Raw genomic sequence first — 16,169 nt, 5'->3', positions numbered from 1 at the left:
CCGCCAATATGGCACACAAACGGCCAACCGGGCCGACCGAGTGTCTGAATTTCTCACATGGAGTACGGAGCATGCCGAACGTGGTGGTCGTGGGCGCCCAATGGGGCGACGAAGGCAAGGGGCGCGTCGTGGACTGGCTGGCGGCGCAGGCCGATCTCGTCGCACGCTACAACGGCGGCCACAACGCGGGCCACACGCTGGTCGTCGGCGGCAACACGTACAAGCTCGCGCTGCTGCCGAGCGGTATCGTGCGCGGCAAGCGCGGCGTGATCGGCAACGGCGTGGCGCTCGATCCGGAAGCGCTGCTCGCGGAAATCGGGCGGATGGCCGAACTCGGGCTGTCGGTGACGCCGGATAACCTGTCGATCGCCGAGAACGCGACGCTGGTGCTGCCGATTCACCGTGCGATCGATGAAGCGCAGGAGCGTTTGCGCCGCGAACCCATCGGCACCACGCTGCGCGGGATCGGGCCGGCGTACGAGGACAAGGTCGGGCGTCGCGGACTGCGCGTCGGCGATCTCGCGGAACCGGGCGGGCTCGCGACCAAACTCGACGTGCTCGTCGACCATCACAATGCGTGGTTCCGAGGGCTGGGGCTCGACGAGTACGATCGCGACGCGATGCTGGCGACGCTGATCGCGCTCGCACCGAAGATCCTGCCGTTCGTGCGTCCGGTTTGGGCCGACCTCAACGACGCGACCGATCGCGGCGAGCGGATCCTGTTCGAGGGCTCGCAGGCCGTGATGCTGGACATCGACTGGGGCACCTATCCGTTCGTCACGTCGTCGGGCACCGTGGCATCGGCTGCGGCGGCCGGCACCGGCCTCGGTGCCTCGAAGCTTGGCCACGTGCTGGGTGTGACGAAGGCGTATGCGACGCGGGTCGGCGGCGGACCGTTCCTCACCGAGCTGACCGACGCGACCGGCGCAACGCTGCGCGCGCGCGGACAGGAGTTCGGCGTCAACACCGGCCGGCCGCGGCGCTGCGGATGGCTCGATGCCGCGCAACTGCGTCAGGCTGTCAGGATCTCGGGCATCGATTCGCTGGCGCTCACCAAGCTCGACGTGCTCGATGGTTTCGAGTCGATCGAGTTGTGCGTCGGTTACGAATTCGACGGCGTGCGCGTCGACCATTTGCCCGCGAGCCTCGATGCGCAGTCGCGCGCGAAGCCGCTCTACGAGCGGTTCGAAGGCTGGCAAGGCTCCGTGAAGGGCGTGCGCGAGCGTGCGGCGCTGCCGCGGGCCGCACGGGATTTCATCGCGCGCATCGAGGCCGTGGCGGGCGCGCCGGTTTCGATGATCACGACGGGCGCGGAGCGCGACGACACGATCGTGTTGCGCAATCCATTCGATGGGGTGGCCGCCGCGTGACGCGCGAGATGCGCAGGGTGTCGATCGAGCGCGCGATCATGGTGGGCGGGGAGCTTTTGCCGACCGCTGCGGTTGGCCTGTCGGTCCCTCCATACGCATGCCCACCCGGCCCGGATGCCGCGCGGCGAGCGGCTTCGCAGCACGATTCGGCATCCGGATCGTGCCGCCTACGGCGAACTGGACACGTCTGCACCGCTGCTGTACTGTTCCGCACAATTCGCGCCAGACCGGCGTGTGCCGGCGCTGCCGGCACCCTGGCCGCACGACGGCGCGGCGTGACAATCCCCGGGGACAGGTCGATGGACACGTTACAGATGATGCGCATTTTCGTCCGGGTCGCGGAAGAGGGCAGCTTCACGAGCGCGGCCCAGCGCCTGGACATCACGACGGCCTACGCGTCGCGTTCGGTCGCGCAACTCGAAACGCATCTGCGCACGCGCCTGCTGAACCGCAGCACGCGCCGCATCGCACTGACCGACGCCGGGCAGCGCTATCTCGACCGCTGCCAGCGTATCCTCGGCTATATCGACGAAGCGGAAGCCGAGGCGGCCGATGCACAGGTGAAGCCGTCCGGACGGCTGCACGTCCACGCGACGACGAGTTTCGGCCAGTCCTACGTGGTGCCCGCGGTCGTGCGCTACCGCGAACGCTATCCGTCGGTCGCGGTCGAGCTGACGCTGTCGCAGCACGTGCCCGACATCATCGACGAAGGCTACGACGTGTCGCTGCAGTTGAGCACGACGGAGCTGCCCGATTCCGGGCTGGTATCGCAGCGGCTCGGCGACGTGGGCAGCGTGCTGTGCGCGTCGCCTGCCTACCTGAAGGCGCGCGGCACGCCGCGCACGGTGAGCGATCTCGCCGGACATGCGTGCCTGCGGCTCGTCACGTCGCTGTTTCCGCGCGACCGCTGGCATCTCGACGGCCCGAACGGCCGCGAAACGTTCGAATTGTCGGTGCCCGATTTCCAGGTGAATATCGCCGATGCGCTCGGCGCCGCGCTGCGCGCGGGGCTCGGGATCGGCCCGCTGCCGATGTCGGCTGCGCTGCCCGCGCTCGCGAGCGGCGCGCTGGTGCGCGTGCTGCCCGATTACCGGTTGCAGAAGCTGACGGTCTATACGCTGTATGCGTCGCGTCAGTATCTCGATGCGAAGATCCGCACGTTCGTCGATTTCCTGCGGGAATGCGTGCCGGAGATGCTGGCCGCCGACGAGGCTGCATTGAACGCTTGCTGCGTGTCCCGTCAGTCCTGATTCACGCATGATCGATACGTGAGTGCCGCGCACTGTCTTTCGGGTCAATTGAAATAATTCGTAGTCCTTCATTAAAGGCAGGCGACGCATGCATGTGCACGCACGGGTCCGGACAACGATGTCCGTGCCACCGGCACGTCCTTATGAAAGCGTTTTCTTGCGATACGCGTTCATGGTGCGACGCGCGACAGCGGCACCGCTTCGCCGCGCAGCCTCGCGACGTCGCGGCCCGGTGCGTCGCCGAACAGCCGTGCGTATTCGCGGCTGAATTGCGACGCGCTCACATAGCCGACACTGCGGCACGCCTGCCGCGCATCCATCGCCGACAGGCACATCAGGCGGCGCGCCTCCTGCAGTCGCAGCACCTTCTGGCATTGCAACGGACTCATCGACGTGACCGCACGGAAATGATGGTGGAAGGTCGACGGGCTCATCTCCACCTGTCGCGCGAGCGCGTCGACCGCCATCGGATCGAGATAGTGATCGCGAATCCATGCGACGGCGCGCGAGATGCGCTGGGTCGTCGAATCGGCGTCGCCGATCTGCGCGATGCGCGCGCCCGACGGGCCGCGCAGCAGCCGGATGAGGATTTCGTCGACGATCAGCGGTGCGAGCAGGTCGAGGTCGTCCGGTTGGGCGATCAGTTGCATCAGCCGCGCGACGGCGTCGACGATTTCGGGCGTCGCGTCGAGCGTGTCGAGCGCGCGGTAGTCGACGGCTTTCGGCAGCCCGCGCGGAAAGACGACGGGCGTGAGCGCCGCGATGCGGTGCGGATCGAGTGCGAGTTGCGCGTAAAGGAACGGCTCGGCCGGTTTCGCGCGCGTCACCCGCCCGGTCACGGGGAGGTCGGCGGTGGCGACCAGCATCCGCGATTCGTCGATCGTGTAGGTATCGTCGCCGACCCGCATCGACTTCGCGCCTTGCCCGACGATGCTCAGGCACGCGTGGTGCACGCCGTGGTTCCACTGCGGCGGCGGCGCGGACGCGCGCGCGACGCGCATGCCGCGCAGCGGAAGGTCGAACATGCCGTCGTGCGGCGCGTACGCGGCGATCAGCGCCGCGAGCCGGGCCGCGGGCGATCGGGCTGGCGACCGGGCATCGTGATCCGGTGGGTGGCGCGGTTGCGGCGGCGTTCGGGCGTCGATTTCCATGTTGCGTGAGCGGTTGGCGGAGCGGGCGATGCCATGCGTGCGCTGCGATTCGCTGCCGGCGCGCAGGCATGGCGGTCACATCGTACGGCCAGTTGCGTGCGCGGGATTGCCTAAACCTGTCCGAAATTAGCCCGATCATCCGGACCTGCATGATCGGCGGCCGCGTCGCCTGTCGTGGCAGGGTGTGCGACGCACAAATTCGGAAATTAAGGCAAAACAATCGCAGGATCGGGCAAGCCATTTTCCGGCGGTTTCCCTACTATTGCACCTGCTGAAGGAAATGCGATTCAGCGTGCCCGGACGATACGGGCAACACCGTCCGCGTGATGCGCGGACGCCGCCGGCCTTGCCGCGCGCGTTGCCGCCGCGAATCGCCGGGAAAGACTCAGGACTGCTATTGAACGATCGTGCATCGGGCTTGCCGAGGCCGGCTTGCGTCCGTTGCAAGCCGACGCGAGCCCGTCGCGAACGTGTCGTCCGACCCGGCGGAGCCGGTGTCGGGGCCGCCGCATTGGCCGGGCCGATGCGGGCTGGCTATGGCGCGGCGTCGGGTGCAGATGGACGGGCAGTCGTCCGCGCAGGGAAATCCGGACAAATGGACCAACTTCAATCGATTCGGGCATTCGTGACGGTGGCAAGGGAAGGCGGGTTTCGCCGGGCGGCGACGCGGTTGCGCGTGTCGACGGCGATGGCCAGCCGACTGGTCGATGCGCTCGAGACGCGCCTCGGCGCGCGCCTGCTTCAACGCAGCACGAGCCACCAGTCGCTGACGGAAATCGGCGAGCTGTATCTTGCGCGCGTCGAGCGGATTCTCGGTGCGATCGACGAGATCGATGGCCGTTTCGTCGCGATGGGCAGCAAGCCGGAAGGCGTATTGCGCGTGGCCGCGCCGGTCGCGTTCGGGCTCAGCCAGCTGAGCGCGCTGCTCGATCGTTTCGTGCACCGGTTTCCGGACGTGAGGCCGACCGTGACGCTGACCGATGCCCACGTCGACCTGACTACCGAAGACATCGACGTCGCGTTCCTGACCGACGGCATGCCGGTGTCCGGCGCGCACGCATTGCATACGCTGGCCGCGTACGAATCCGTGCGCGTCGCGGCGCCCGATTATGTCGCCGCGCACGGCGGCGCGGCTGCGTCCGGCGACTGGCCGGACATCGCGACCGTGCGGCTCGAGTCGCCGGCGGCCGACGACGACCACGCGGCCGGGATTCGATCCGGCGTCGCGCCCGGCAATACGGGCGTCGGCCATCTCGAGATGGCACGGCGGCTGGCCGTGGCCGGCATGGGCGCGGCAGTGCTGCCCGCGTATCTCGTCGACGCCGATCTGGCGGCCGGCACGCTGGTGCGCGTGGCCCCGCTCCATCCGCTCGCGCCCGTCACGCTGAAGCTCGCGCATGCGCGCGCCGCGCGTCTGCCGGCCGCCGCGCGCGCGTTCATCGAATTCGCCGGCGCCGCATTCCGGCCCGCGCGCTAGCAGTCTGGCAGAACCCATGGCAACGCGATCCCGCCGAGGCAGCGGGCTCGCCGTTCTTTTTCGGAAGCAGTTCGGCGAACGAACGCTCCGCCGGGTGCAACGCACACCCGCAACACGTGTCCGCATCCGCGGCGGACAGGACCCTTCAGGTCCGCCGCGCGTCAGGGCCATGAGGAGATCTGGTGATTCCCATTGAAGGTCGTCTAATTGTGAGAGGTCGCTCCATGCGCGTCGAACGGGTTCCATACCGCTTAATCACTGCCGCAACGGCTGCCGTTTTCCTGGCCGCGTGCGGGAAAAAAGAAGCGGCGCCGCCGCCGCCAACGCCGGAAGTCGGCGTCGTCACCGTCCAGCCGCAAGCCGTGCCCGCGGTGACCGAGCTGCCGGGTCGCACCAGTGCATTCCTCGTCGCGCAGGTCCGCGCGCGGGTCGACGGCATCGTGCTGCGCCGCGAATTCACCGAAGGCACCGACGTGAAGGCCGGTCAACGCCTCTACAAGATCGATCCGGCGCCGTACATCGCCGCGCTGAACAGCGCGAAGGCGACGCTCGCGAAGGCGCAGGCGAACCTCGTCACGCAGAACGCGCTGGTCGCGCGCTACAAGGTGCTGGTCGCCGCGAATGCGGTCAGCAAGCAGGACTACGACAACGCGGTCGCCACGCAAGGCCAGGCCGCGGCGGACGTCGCGGCCGGCAAGGCGGCGGTCGACACCGCGCAGATCAATCTCGGCTATACGGACGTCGTGTCGCCGATCAGCGGCCGCGTCGGCATCTCGCAGGTGACGCCGGGCGCATACGTGCAGGCGAGCCAGGCGACGCTGATGTCGACGGTGCAGCAGCTCGACCCCGTGTACGTCGACCTCACGCAGTCGAGCCTCGAAGGGCTGAAGCTGCGTCAGGACGTGCAGAGCGGCCGCCTGAAGACGAGCGGCCCGGGCGCGGCGAAGGTGTCGCTGATCCTCGAAGACGGCAAGACCTACTCGGAAGCCGGCAAGCTGCAGTTTTCGGACGTGACGGTCGACCAGACCACCGGCTCGGTGACGATCCGCGCGGTGTTCCCGAACCCGGGCCGCGTGCTGCTGCCGGGGATGTTCGTGCGTGCACGCATCGAGGAAGGCGTGAACGAGAACGCGTTCCTGGTGCCGCAGATCGGCGTCACGCATGACCAGAAGGGGCAGGCGATCGCGATGGTGGTGAACGCCAGCAACAAGGTCGAGCCGCGTCCGCTGAAGACCACCGGCATGCAAGGCCAGAACTGGGTCGTCGAAGGCGGTCTGCAGGCGGGCGATCACGTGATCGTGCAAGGCGTCGACAAGGTGCGCCCGGGCGCGACGGTGAAGACCGTCGCCGCGCAGCTCGCCCCGGCGCCGGATGCCGCATCCGCCACCTCGGCAAGCGCCGCGCCGGCGACTACCGCAGCCAGTGCCGCAGCGAGTTCGGCCGCCGCGTCGAGCGCGCAATAACAGGGAGTCCGCTTCATGGCCAAGTTCTTTATCGATCGCCCGATCTTCGCGTGGGTGATCGCGATCGTGCTGATGCTGGCCGGCGTCGCATCGATCTTCAAGATGCCGATCGCGCAGTATCCGACGATCGCACCGCCGACGATCCAGATCCAGGCAAACTACCCGGGCGCTTCCGCGAAGACGGTGGAAGACACGGTGACGCAGGTGATCGAGCAGCAGATGAGCGGGCTCGACAACTTCCTTTACATGTCGTCGACGAGCGATGACTCGGGCAACGCGACGATCACGCTGACCTTCTCGCCGGGTACGAATCCGGACGTCGCGCAGGTGCAGGTGCAGAACAAGCTGTCGCTCGCGACGCCGAACCTGCCGCAGGTCGTGCAGCAGCTCGGCATGCAGGTCACGAAGTCGAGCAGCAACTGGCTGATGTGGTTCGCGTTCAACTCCGAGGACGGCCGGATGTCGAAGGAGGACCTGACGAACTACGTGGCCTCGCACGTGCTCGATCCGCTGAGCCGCGTGAACGGCGTCGGCCAGACGCTGCTGCTCGGTTCGCAGTTCTCGATGCGGATCTGGCTCGACCCCGTCAAGCTGACCAACTACAGCCTCACGCCGACCGACGTGACGGCCGCGATCACGCAGCAGAACGTGCAGATCGCGGGCGGCCAGATCGGCGGCACGCCGGCCAAGCCGGGCACCGTGCTGCAGGCGACGATCACCGAATCGACGCTGCTGCGCACGCCCGAGCAGTTCGGCAACATCCTGCTGAAGGTCAACCAGGACGGCTCGCAGGTTCGCCTGAAGGACGTCGGCCGCGCGGCGCTCGGTTCGGAGAACTACACGTTCGACACGAAGTACATGGGGCAACCGACGGCCGGCCTCGGCATCCAGCTCGCGACCGGCGCGAACGCGCTGGCGACCGCGAACGCGCTGCGGGCCAAGATCGACGAGCTGTCGAAGTACTTCCCGCATGGCCTCGTCGTGCACTACCCGTACGACACGACGCCGTTCGTGCGCCTGTCGATCGAGGAAGTGGTCAAGACGCTGATCGAGGGCATCGTGCTCGTGTTCCTCGTGATGTACCTGTTCCTGCAGAACCTGCGGGCGACGATCATCCCGACGATCGCGGTGCCGGTCGTGCTGCTCGGCACGTTCGCGATCATGGGTCTCGCCGGCTTCTCGATCAACACGTTGTCGATGTTCGGGCTCGTGCTCGCGATCGGCCTGCTGGTCGACGATGCGATCGTGGTGGTCGAGAACGTCGAGCGCGTGATGGCCGAAGAAGGGCTGTCGCCGAAGGAGGCGACCCGCAAGGCGATGGGCCAGATCACCGGCGCACTCGTCGGCGTGGCGCTCGTGCTGTCGGCGGTGTTCGTGCCGGTCGCGTTCTCGGGCGGCTCGGTCGGCGCGATCTATCGTCAGTTCTCGCTGACGATCGTGTCGGCGATGGTGCTGTCGGTGCTGGTTGCGTTGATTCTGACGCCGGCACTGTGCGCGACGATCCTCAAGCCGATCGAGAAGGGGCATCACGAGGAGAAGAAGGGCTTCTTCGGGTGGTTCAACCGGACGTTCGATCGCAGCCGCGATCGCTATACGAGCGGCGTGAACCACGTGATCCGGCGCTCCGGCCGCTGGCTCGTGATCTACCTGGCCGTGTTCCTCGCGGTCGGTGTGATGTTCGCGCGGCTGCCGAAGTCGTTCCTGCCCGATGAAGATCAGGGCTACATGTTTATGATCGTGCAGACGCCGTCCGGCTCCACGCAGGAAACGACCGGCAAGACGCTCGACAACATCAACACGTACCTGACCACCGCCGAGAAGGAGGTGGTCGACTCGGTGTTCACGGTCAACGGCTTCAGCTTCGCGGGCCGCGGCCAGAATGCGGGCCTCGTGTTCGTGAAGCTGAAACCGTACGAGCAGCGCCAGCGTTCGGACCAGAAGGTGCAGGCGCTGATCGGCCGGACCTTCGCGCACTATTCGACGTACAAGGACGGGATGGTGATTCCGTTCAACCCGCCGTCGATTCCGGAGCTCGGTACCGCTGCGGGCTTCGACTTCGAGCTGACGGACAACGCCGGCCTCGGTCACGAAGCGCTGATGGCCGCGCGCGGCCAGTTGCTCGGGATGGCAGCGAAGGATCCGGCGCTGGCGCTCGTGCGTCCGAACGGCCTGAACGATACGCCGCAGTACAAGGTCGACATCGATCGCGAGAAGGCGAACGCGCTCGGCGTGACGGCCGCGGCGATCGACCAGACGTTTTCGATCGCGTGGGCGTCGCAGTACGTGAACAACTTCCTCGATACCGACGGCCGGATCAAGAAGGTGTACGTACAGTCGGACGCGCCGTTCCGGATGACGCCCGAAGACATGAACATCTGGTACGTGCGCAACAGCGCGGGCGGGATGGTGCCGTTCAGCGCGTTCTCGACCGGCCACTGGATCTACGGGTCGCCGAAGCTCGAGCGTTACAACGGCGTGTCGTCGATCGAGATCCAGGGGCAGGCGGCGGAAGGCAAGTCGACCGGCCAGGCGATGGCCGCGATGGAAGCGCTCGCGAGCAAGCTGCCGGAAGGCATCGGCTATTCGTGGACGGGGCTGTCGTTCCAGGAAATCCAGTCCGGCTCGCAGGCGCCGATCCTGTACGCGATCTCGATTCTCGTCGTGTTCCTGTGTCTCGCGGCGCTGTATGAAAGCTGGTCGATCCCGTTCTCGGTGATCATGGTCGTGCCGCTCGGCGTGGTCGGCGCACTGCTCGCGACGATGCTGCGCGGCCTCGAGAACGACGTGTTCTTCCAGGTCGGCCTGCTGACCACCGTGGGCCTGTCGGCAAAGAACGCGATCCTGATCGTCGAATTCGCACGCGAACTGCAGGCGGGCGGGAACATGGGGCCGGTGCGCGCGGCGATCGAGGCGGCGCGCCTGCGGCTGCGCCCGATCCTGATGACGTCGCTCGCGTTCATGCTCGGCGTGCTGCCGCTCGCGATCAGCAACGGCGCGGGCTCCGCGAGCCAGCACGCGATCGGCACGGGCGTGATCGGTGGGATGATCACGGCGACGTTCCTTGCCATTTTCATGATCCCGATGTTCTTCGTGCGGGTGCGCGCGATCTTCAGCGGCGAAACGGAAAACGTCGACGACGCATGGCGTCTCGTGCAGGGCGACCTGCAGCGCGGTCACGACGGCGCACACGATTCGAAGGGGCAGTAACGATGCAAAAACATGCTTTGACTGCAACCGCGGCCGCACTGGCTGCCGCGCTGTTTGCCGCCGGCTGCACGATGGCGCCGCATTACACGCGGCCCGACGCGCCCGTCGCGCAGGCGTACCCGGCCGGCGGCGTCTACGCGACGCAGCCGGGCGCGGCCGGCGCGCGCAGCGCGAACGGCCAGGCGGCGACTGCCATCGGCTGGCGCGAGTTCTTCGTCGATCCGCGCCTGCAGCGGCTGATCGAGATCGCGCTGAAAAACAACCGCGACCTGCGCGTGTCGGTGCTGAACGTCGAGGCCGCGCGTGCGCAGTACCAGATCACGCGCGCGGGGCTGTTCCCGACGCTCGACGGGACGGGCACGGGCAGCATCCAGCGCGTGCCGCAGGGTCTTTCGCAGACCGGTGCGCCGTACATCTCGCGCGCCTACAACGTCGGCCTGTCGGCGTCGTGGGAGCTCGACCTGTTCGGTCGCGTGCAGAGCCTGAAGGACCAGGCGCTCGCGCAGTACCTGTCGACGTCGTACGCACGGCAGGCGTCGGAAATCTCGCTGGTGTCGCAGGTGGCGGATCAGTACTTGACGCTGCTGTCGACCGATGACCTGCTGAAGGTCACGGAAGACACGCTGAAGACCGCGCAGGCGTCGTACGACCTGACCAAGCTGCAATTCGACAACGGCACGGGCTCCGAGCTCGAGCTGCGTCAGGCGCAGACGGTGGTCGAGACGGCGCTCGCGAACCAGCAGGCGCAGGCGCGTGCGCGTGCGCAGGCGCTGAATGCGCTGGTGCTGCTGATCGGCGAGCCGCTGCCGGACGATCTGCCGGCGGGCATGCCGCTCGACGCGCAGAACCTGCTGACGGACGTGCCGGCTGGGCTGCCGTCGGATCTGCTGACGCGTCGCCCGGACGTGATGCAGGCCGAGCAGACGCTGCTGGCCGCGAACGCGAACATCGGCGCGGCCCGCGCGGCGTTCTTCCCGCGCATCTCGCTGACGGCCGCGTTCGGCACCGCGAGCCCGACGCTGGGCGGCCTGTTCAAGGCCGGCACGGCGGCGTGGTCGTTCGCACCGAACATCGCGCTGCCGATCTTCGAGGGTGGACAGAACATCGCGAACCTCGATCTCGCGAACGTGCAGAAGCGCATCGAGATCGCGAACTACGAGAAGGCGATCCAGTCGGCGTTCCGCGAGGTGTCGGACGGCCTCGCCGCACGCGGCACGTACGACCAGCAGATCGCGGCACTGGAGCGCAGCGAGCACGCACAGCAGCGTCGCTTCGACCTGTCGGACCTGCGGTACAAGAACGGTGTGGACAGCTACCTGTCGGTGCTGACCGCGCAGACGGATCTGTATTCGGCGCAGCAGTCGCTGATCAGCGCACGTCTGGCGCGGTGGACGAACCTCGTCGACCTGTACCGCGCGCTCGGCGGCGGGTGGATCCAGCGCGCCGGCGAAGCGCCGCGCGCACCGGATGCGCCGGTCGACTATCAGACGGCAACGAACGGGTAGGTATGGCACATGGCAGGAGCGGAAAACCGCGCCTGTCCACCGAACCGAAGGAGTGTGAAAACGAAAACGCCACGGACGCAAATCCGTGGCGTTTTCCTTTGTACCGTCGCCGCGCGGGAAGCGGCATTACGTTATGCGTGCTTCGTCCAGAGCGTCCGGCCGAAGAACGTGAGCGTGCGGTCCCACGCCGTTTCCGACCACACCGGATCGAACTGCGTGCCGGCGATGCGGCCGGGGCCGACGGCCGTTTCGTTCGCGAACGCATGGTGCGCGAGATAGCGATGGAATTCGAAACCGACCTTCGCGTCGGTCAGCTTCTTTTCCAGTGCGTCGACCTGGTCGATCGTGAAGAACGCATCCTGCGTCGCCCAGTGACCCATCAGCGGTACCTTGAGCTTGGCCGGATCGATGTAGTCGAGCGGCGGGAGGCCGTACCACATGACGCCGGCATCTGCGTCGGCGTACTGCAGCGACAGCAGCGTGAGGGCGCCACCCATGCAGTAGCCCGTCACCGCGACCCGCGGCGACAGCGTCTTCAGGTATGCGACCGCGCCGGGAATGTCCTGCGACGCGGCGTCGCCGAAATCGAGGCCGGTCATCAGGTGGTGCGCTTCCTCCTCCTCGACCGTCGACTTGCCGCGATACAGGTCGGGCACGAGCGCGAAGTAACCGCAGCGCGCGAGGCGATCCGCGACGCCGCGGATCTGGTCGTTCAGCCCCCACCATTCCTGGATGACGACGACCGCGGGCGCGCCTTCGGTGCGTGCCGGCGTGGCGAGATAGCCCTGCAGTTCCTGGCCGTCCGGGCGGCGAAACGTGATCGTGGAACCGGATGTTTGAGACATGAAACCGCTCCTTTTCGAAAAATGCGCCGAGTGCGACATCGGGCCGGCCAGCGGGCGTCGTGATACCGCCCGCGTTCGTGCTGGCCGACGCCGACCACGCGGCCATTCTATGCGCAAATACCGGACGCTTGCGTGAACGGCGCCGCACGACACGCGAGCCGCGAAGGGAGCGGACGACCGGAAAACGAACACCCCGCCCCGATGAACGGGAGCGGGGCGTCGCGTGTACGGCGGGGCGTATCCGGAATACGCCGGCAATACGCCAGCGGATATCCGGCTTACTGACCGAAGTAGATCGAGTTGCGGCCTTCCTGCTTGACTGCGATCGTGCGGCCGGCACGCGCACCGGCGGCCGCTTGCGCACCGTAGCCGGCTTCGTCGGCGTTCGTCACGCGGGCCTGCGCGGCCTGCAGCGCACGCGGGTAATACTGATCGGAGACTTCGGGCTTGTAGCCGGCCTGTTCGAGCTGGACGAGTTCCGCACGCACCTGGGCACGCGTGAGCTGACCCGACGGGTTCGATTGCGCGAATGCGCCGTACGACGCGGACAACGCGGTTGTGGCGACGACAGCGGTGATGAACGACTTCATGGTGACCTCCGGTTCTGTTGATTTCGCGCTTCGCTCGTTGCGTTCAGCGGTTGATTGCATCGTAACGAGCGCGTTCCCGGTCGGAAATACGCGTTGGAGCGAATCATTATTGCAACTGGGTAAACGATTCGCGCGGCATGCAATTTCATCTGATGATTGCCGGTGAGCTGGAGAAGGGGGAAGGAGCGATGAGGTCGAGCGGCGCGGAACAAGCGGGTCAAACCATTGAATCGTATTCCGAAGTATTTTCGCGAGGCCGTCGGGGTCATTCATTCGGCGCCGCTCGTTCCGCCTCACGCAGCCAGGATCGCCTGCCGTTTCCGATATTCAGCCGGTGTGACGCCGACATGCCGGGTGAACGCTCGCCTGAGCGTATCGACGTTTGCGAAGCCGCATTTCGCGGCGACCTGCTTCGGCGTGTCATGGCCGTTCTCGAGCAACTGGCGGGCGGCAGAGATGCGGGTCGCCTCGACCCACGCGGCCGGCGTCATGCCGACTTCCGCGCGGAACAGCCGCGCGAAATGGCGCGGGCTCATGCCTGCATGTTTGGCCATCTCGGCCACCGAATGTTCGAGATCCGGATGGGCCGCGACCCAGCGCTGGACTTCCTGCAGCACCGAACGTCCGGCGGGGCGGGCTTCGCCCTTGCGGCTGAACTGGAGCTGCCCGCCCGGGCGCTTGAAAAACATCACCAGTTGCGCGGCGACGCGCCGCGCGATCTCGCGGCCGAGATCTTCCTCGACCAGCGCGAGCGCGAGATCGAGCCCGGCCGTGACGCCGGCGCCGGTGCGCAGCTTGCCGTCGCGCACGTACAGCGCGTCGGCGTCGACGACGAGCGACGGATAGGCTTCGCCGAGTGCATCGGCGGCGGCCCAGTGCGTGGTCAGGTGACGTCCTTTCAGCAGCCCGGTGGCGGCGAGGATGAATGCCCCGGTGCAGATCGACCCGTAGCGTCTGCTGTGCACGGCCGCCGCGCGCAACCAAGCGAGGACGTCGGTGCCAGCGCGATCTGGCCGGCGTTCGGCGCGCCGGCGACCAGCAGCGTGTCGATGCGCTCGGGGATGTCGGGGGCGATCCAGTCGGGCAGCAACCGTGCGCCGGACGAGCTGCGGATCGCACCGGCCCCGCTCGCGATGATCCGCGACACATAGAACGGCTTCCCGCATTCGACGTTCGCTTGCGCGAACACGTCGAGCGGCGCGGAGACGTCGAGCAGTTGAACGCCCGGAACGGCAAAAATACCCACGACCTTCGGCATGATCGGTTGCGTGTCGTATCGAACGTGATGCGCAGCAGTATAGGGGCGCTTCTTTCACCATGCAGGCACCGTGTCCGTTCGTCGCGCGAAATGGCAGGATTCGTCGCAATCAGCCTATTTGAGACACCTGTCGGAGCCCGGAGAATCGAGCGTGTCTTCCATGGAGATCGATCATGACTGTGAACGTTGCCGGCATCATCCTTCCCGATACTCGACTGACGCGCGAGATCACCGAGCTCGTGCGCGATACCGAATCCGAACTGCTGTTCCATCACTCGAGCCGCGTGTTCTATTTCGCGGCGCTGGCGGGCCGGCGCCGCGGGCTCGAGTACGACCCCGAGCTGCTCTATTGCGGCTGCATGTTCCACGACATGGGACTGACGCACCGGCATAGCAGCGCATGCGAGCGCTTCGAAGTGGACGGCGCCAATGCCGCCCGCGATTTTCTGAAGGCAAAGGGGATCTCGCAACAGGACATCGATGTCGTGTGGACCTCGATCGCACTGCACACCACGCCCGGTATTCCGCAGCACATGCATCCGGTCGTCGCGCTGGTCACGGCGGGCGTCGAGATGGACGTACTGGGCCTCGCTTACCCGGAATACAGCGACATCGAGCGGGAAGCGGTCGTGCGCGCGCATCCGCGCACGCCGCATTTCAAGGAAGACATCATTCAGGCGTTCTACGACGGCATCAAGCACAAGCCCGGCACGACGTTCGGCAACGTGAAGGCCGACGTGCTCGCGGACAAGGAGCCGCATTTCCATGCGGGCAATTTCTGCAGCGTGATCCGGTCGTCCGCATGGGCCGGTTGACCTTCTTGGACGGTCGGCTGCGCATCAGCCGACGGTGATCGTCTGCGCGGCGTGTACAGCAGGGGAAAGCAGGGATGCCCCCGACTCGTGTATTACCGTTGGAAATTGTTACGTGACAACTTCAGTCATCGCGAGGGGGGACTTTATATACTGAATTTTTGTACCCCCTCACCAAGGCGAATCTCCGATTCGCGTACCCCGAATACCGGTCTGCCAGCCCAATGGGGTAAAAGCCTATCGCTCTTCCATCCGCAAGCATTTGGCAAAACGCCTATAATGATTGGGCAAATTGCCGGAGAGAGGTCATGAGCACCATCGCTTTTCATCCTTCGGGCGTCGCGCATCCGCGTCAGGCCGAATTCACGATTCTCGAGCAGCTGCTGGCGATCCGCGTCCGGTCGGGCGCCGATCTGGCCGAGCTGGCGAGCGCGCGCGTCGACGTGTCGGTGATCGATCGGTTGTCGGAGCGCGGGCTGAAATCGGACGAGCTGGCGTTCATCATTCCGCGCCGCACGCTGAGTCATCGTCGGCAGGCGCACGAGCGCCTGTCGCCGGAAGAGTCGGACAAGGCGATCCGTCTCGCGCGCATCGTCGCGCAGGCGGCGGCCACGTTCGGCGACCAGGACAAGGCGATGGCGTGGCTGCGCAACGGGCTCCAGCGCTTCGGCGGCCGCACGTCGCTCGATATGGCGAGCACCGAGCATGGCGCGCGGCTCGTCGAAGAGGCCCTCACGCAGATCGACGAGGGGTACTTCGCTTGACGACGCTGTGGCGGATCAGCAATTACGCCGATCTGAAAGGCATCGGCGGGTTGCGGGCCGGCGGGCGCTGGCATTTCGCCGGGCAGCCCGTCGTGTATCTCGCCGAACATCCGGCGCTCGCGTTGCTCGAGACGCTGGTTCATTTCGAAATCGCCACCGTCGCGCAATTGCCGAGCGGATATCAGTTGCTGCGTATCGAGGTGCCCGATTCGGTGGACGTTGCCGAAATCGCGGAAGGCGATGCGCCGGACGACTGGCGCACGAACGTCGACTGGACCCGCAGCGCGGGCACCGAGTGGCTGGACACGCAGCCGAGCGCGCTGCTGCGCGTGCCGAGCGTCGTCGTGCCGCACGCCCATAACTTCCTGTTGAACCCGCTGCATCCGGCCGCCTCCGACATCCGTATTGCGGAAGTGATGCAGTCGCCGTACGACACGCGGATTCTGCGGCTGGTCCAGCCGAAGCCGGGCGAATAGC

Annotated in this window: 12 protein-coding genes and 1 pseudogene; 9 read left to right on the top strand and 4 right to left on the bottom strand. The window is 66.6% G+C overall.

Going from position 1 to position 16,169, the window contains the following annotated elements:
- The first annotated feature begins 71 nt into the window (after positions 1–71).
- On the top strand, positions 72–1,370 hold the full coding sequence (locus HWX55_RS28890) for an adenylosuccinate synthase (RefSeq protein ID WP_175978207.1): 1,299 nt from the start codon (positions 72–74) through the stop codon (positions 1,368–1,370).
- A 299-nt stretch (positions 1,371–1,669) separates the two neighbouring features.
- Positions 1,670–2,620 carry a LysR family transcriptional regulator gene (locus HWX55_RS28885; RefSeq protein WP_175978206.1) on the top strand — a complete coding sequence of 317 codons (951 nt, stop codon included), beginning with the start codon at positions 1,670–1,672 and terminating at the stop codon, positions 2,618–2,620.
- 170 nt (positions 2,621–2,790) lie between these two features.
- On the opposite strand, the gene HWX55_RS28880 is transcribed toward HWX55_RS28885, so the two are convergent.
- On the bottom strand, positions 2,791–3,645 hold the full coding sequence (locus HWX55_RS28880) for an AraC family transcriptional regulator (protein WP_244140670.1): 855 nt from the start codon (positions 3,643–3,645) through the stop codon (positions 2,791–2,793).
- 721 nt (positions 3,646–4,366) lie between these two features.
- Between HWX55_RS28880 and HWX55_RS28875 the strand changes: the two genes are divergently transcribed.
- The 4 genes from HWX55_RS28875 (at position 4,367) to HWX55_RS28860 (ending at position 11,423) form a co-directional block, all read left to right on the top strand.
- Positions 4,367–5,248, top strand: a complete 882-nt coding sequence (locus tag HWX55_RS28875; RefSeq protein WP_175978204.1) for a LysR family transcriptional regulator — start codon at positions 4,367–4,369, stop codon at positions 5,246–5,248.
- 224 nt (positions 5,249–5,472) lie between these two features.
- Positions 5,473–6,711 (top strand): efflux RND transporter periplasmic adaptor subunit, encoded by a 1,239-nt coding sequence (locus HWX55_RS28870; RefSeq protein ID WP_175978203.1) that lies wholly within the window; start codon positions 5,473–5,475, stop codon positions 6,709–6,711.
- Between the two features lie 15 nt (positions 6,712–6,726).
- Positions 6,727–9,918: an efflux RND transporter permease subunit gene (locus HWX55_RS28865; RefSeq protein ID WP_175978202.1), complete on the top strand. Its 3,192-nt coding sequence runs from the start codon at positions 6,727–6,729 to the stop codon at positions 9,916–9,918.
- A gap of 2 nt (positions 9,919–9,920) precedes the next feature.
- On the top strand, positions 9,921–11,423 hold the full coding sequence (locus HWX55_RS28860; RefSeq protein ID WP_175978201.1) for an efflux transporter outer membrane subunit: 1,503 nt from the start codon (positions 9,921–9,923) through the stop codon (positions 11,421–11,423).
- Between the two features lie 131 nt (positions 11,424–11,554).
- Here the strand turns inward: HWX55_RS28860 and HWX55_RS28855 are convergent, their stop codons facing one another.
- From HWX55_RS28855 to HWX55_RS28845, 3 genes and pseudogenes are all read right to left on the bottom strand, one after another.
- A complete protein-coding gene (locus HWX55_RS28855; protein ID WP_175978200.1) occupies positions 11,555–12,268 on the bottom strand; it encodes a dienelactone hydrolase family protein in 714 nt (237 codons plus the stop codon).
- A 278-nt stretch (positions 12,269–12,546) separates the two neighbouring features.
- A complete protein-coding gene (locus HWX55_RS28850) occupies positions 12,547–12,858 on the bottom strand; it encodes a DUF4148 domain-containing protein (RefSeq protein ID WP_175978199.1) in 312 nt (103 codons plus the stop codon).
- A 293-nt stretch (positions 12,859–13,151) separates the two neighbouring features.
- Positions 13,152–14,116: pseudogene (locus HWX55_RS28845) on the bottom strand (GlxA family transcriptional regulator).
- A 173-nt stretch (positions 14,117–14,289) separates the two neighbouring features.
- Between HWX55_RS28845 and HWX55_RS28840 the strand changes: the two are divergent.
- From HWX55_RS28840 to HWX55_RS28830, 3 genes are all read left to right on the top strand, one after another.
- On the top strand, positions 14,290–14,931 hold the full coding sequence (locus tag HWX55_RS28840) for an HD domain-containing protein (RefSeq protein ID WP_175978198.1): 642 nt from the start codon (positions 14,290–14,292) through the stop codon (positions 14,929–14,931).
- Positions 14,932–15,236: 305 nt separating this feature from the next.
- Entirely contained in the window at positions 15,237–15,692 is a 456-nt protein-coding gene (locus HWX55_RS28835; RefSeq protein WP_050018210.1) for an antitoxin Xre/MbcA/ParS toxin-binding domain-containing protein, read from the top strand.
- Positions 15,689–16,168 carry an RES family NAD+ phosphorylase gene (locus tag HWX55_RS28830; protein ID WP_124557706.1) on the top strand — a complete coding sequence of 160 codons (480 nt, stop codon included), beginning with the start codon at positions 15,689–15,691 and terminating at the stop codon, positions 16,166–16,168. The genes HWX55_RS28835 and HWX55_RS28830 overlap by 4 nt, the downstream gene beginning before the upstream one ends.
- The last annotated feature ends 1 nt before the right edge of the window (position 16,169 follow it).

Source organism: Burkholderia sp. BCC1047, from assembly GCF_902833155.1.
GTDB classification, from domain to species: Bacteria; Pseudomonadota; Gammaproteobacteria; order Burkholderiales; family Burkholderiaceae; genus Burkholderia; species Burkholderia sola.
The sequence above is the reverse complement of the archived record's forward strand: the minus strand, read 5'-3'. Positions and strand labels throughout refer to the sequence as shown.

Bases quoted from the DNA above. Each gene is read 5' to 3' on its own strand.
- HWX55_RS28850 (WP_175978199.1), bottom strand. From the start codon at position 12,858: ATGAAGTCGTTCATCACCGCTGTCGTCGCCACAACCGCGTTGTCCGCG.
- HWX55_RS28870 (WP_175978203.1), top strand. From the start codon at position 5,473: ATGCGCGTCGAACGGGTTCCATACCGCTTAATCACTGCCGCAACGGCT.
- HWX55_RS28835 (WP_050018210.1), top strand. From the start codon at position 15,237: ATGAGCACCATCGCTTTTCATCCTTCGGGCGTCGCGCATCCGCGTCAG.
- HWX55_RS28855 (WP_175978200.1), bottom strand. From the start codon at position 12,268: ATGTCTCAAACATCCGGTTCCACGATCACGTTTCGCCGCCCGGACGGC.
- HWX55_RS28840 (WP_175978198.1), top strand. From the start codon at position 14,290: ATGACTGTGAACGTTGCCGGCATCATCCTTCCCGATACTCGACTGACG.
- HWX55_RS28875 (WP_175978204.1), top strand. From the start codon at position 4,367: ATGGACCAACTTCAATCGATTCGGGCATTCGTGACGGTGGCAAGGGAA.
- HWX55_RS28865 (WP_175978202.1), top strand. From the start codon at position 6,727: ATGGCCAAGTTCTTTATCGATCGCCCGATCTTCGCGTGGGTGATCGCG.
- HWX55_RS28885 (WP_175978206.1), top strand. From the start codon at position 1,670: ATGGACACGTTACAGATGATGCGCATTTTCGTCCGGGTCGCGGAAGAG.
- HWX55_RS28860 (WP_175978201.1), top strand. From the start codon at position 9,921: ATGCAAAAACATGCTTTGACTGCAACCGCGGCCGCACTGGCTGCCGCG.
- HWX55_RS28880 (WP_244140670.1), bottom strand. From the start codon at position 3,645: ATGTTCGACCTTCCGCTGCGCGGCATGCGCGTCGCGCGCGCGTCCGCG.
- HWX55_RS28890 (WP_175978207.1), top strand. From the start codon at position 72: ATGCCGAACGTGGTGGTCGTGGGCGCCCAATGGGGCGACGAAGGCAAG.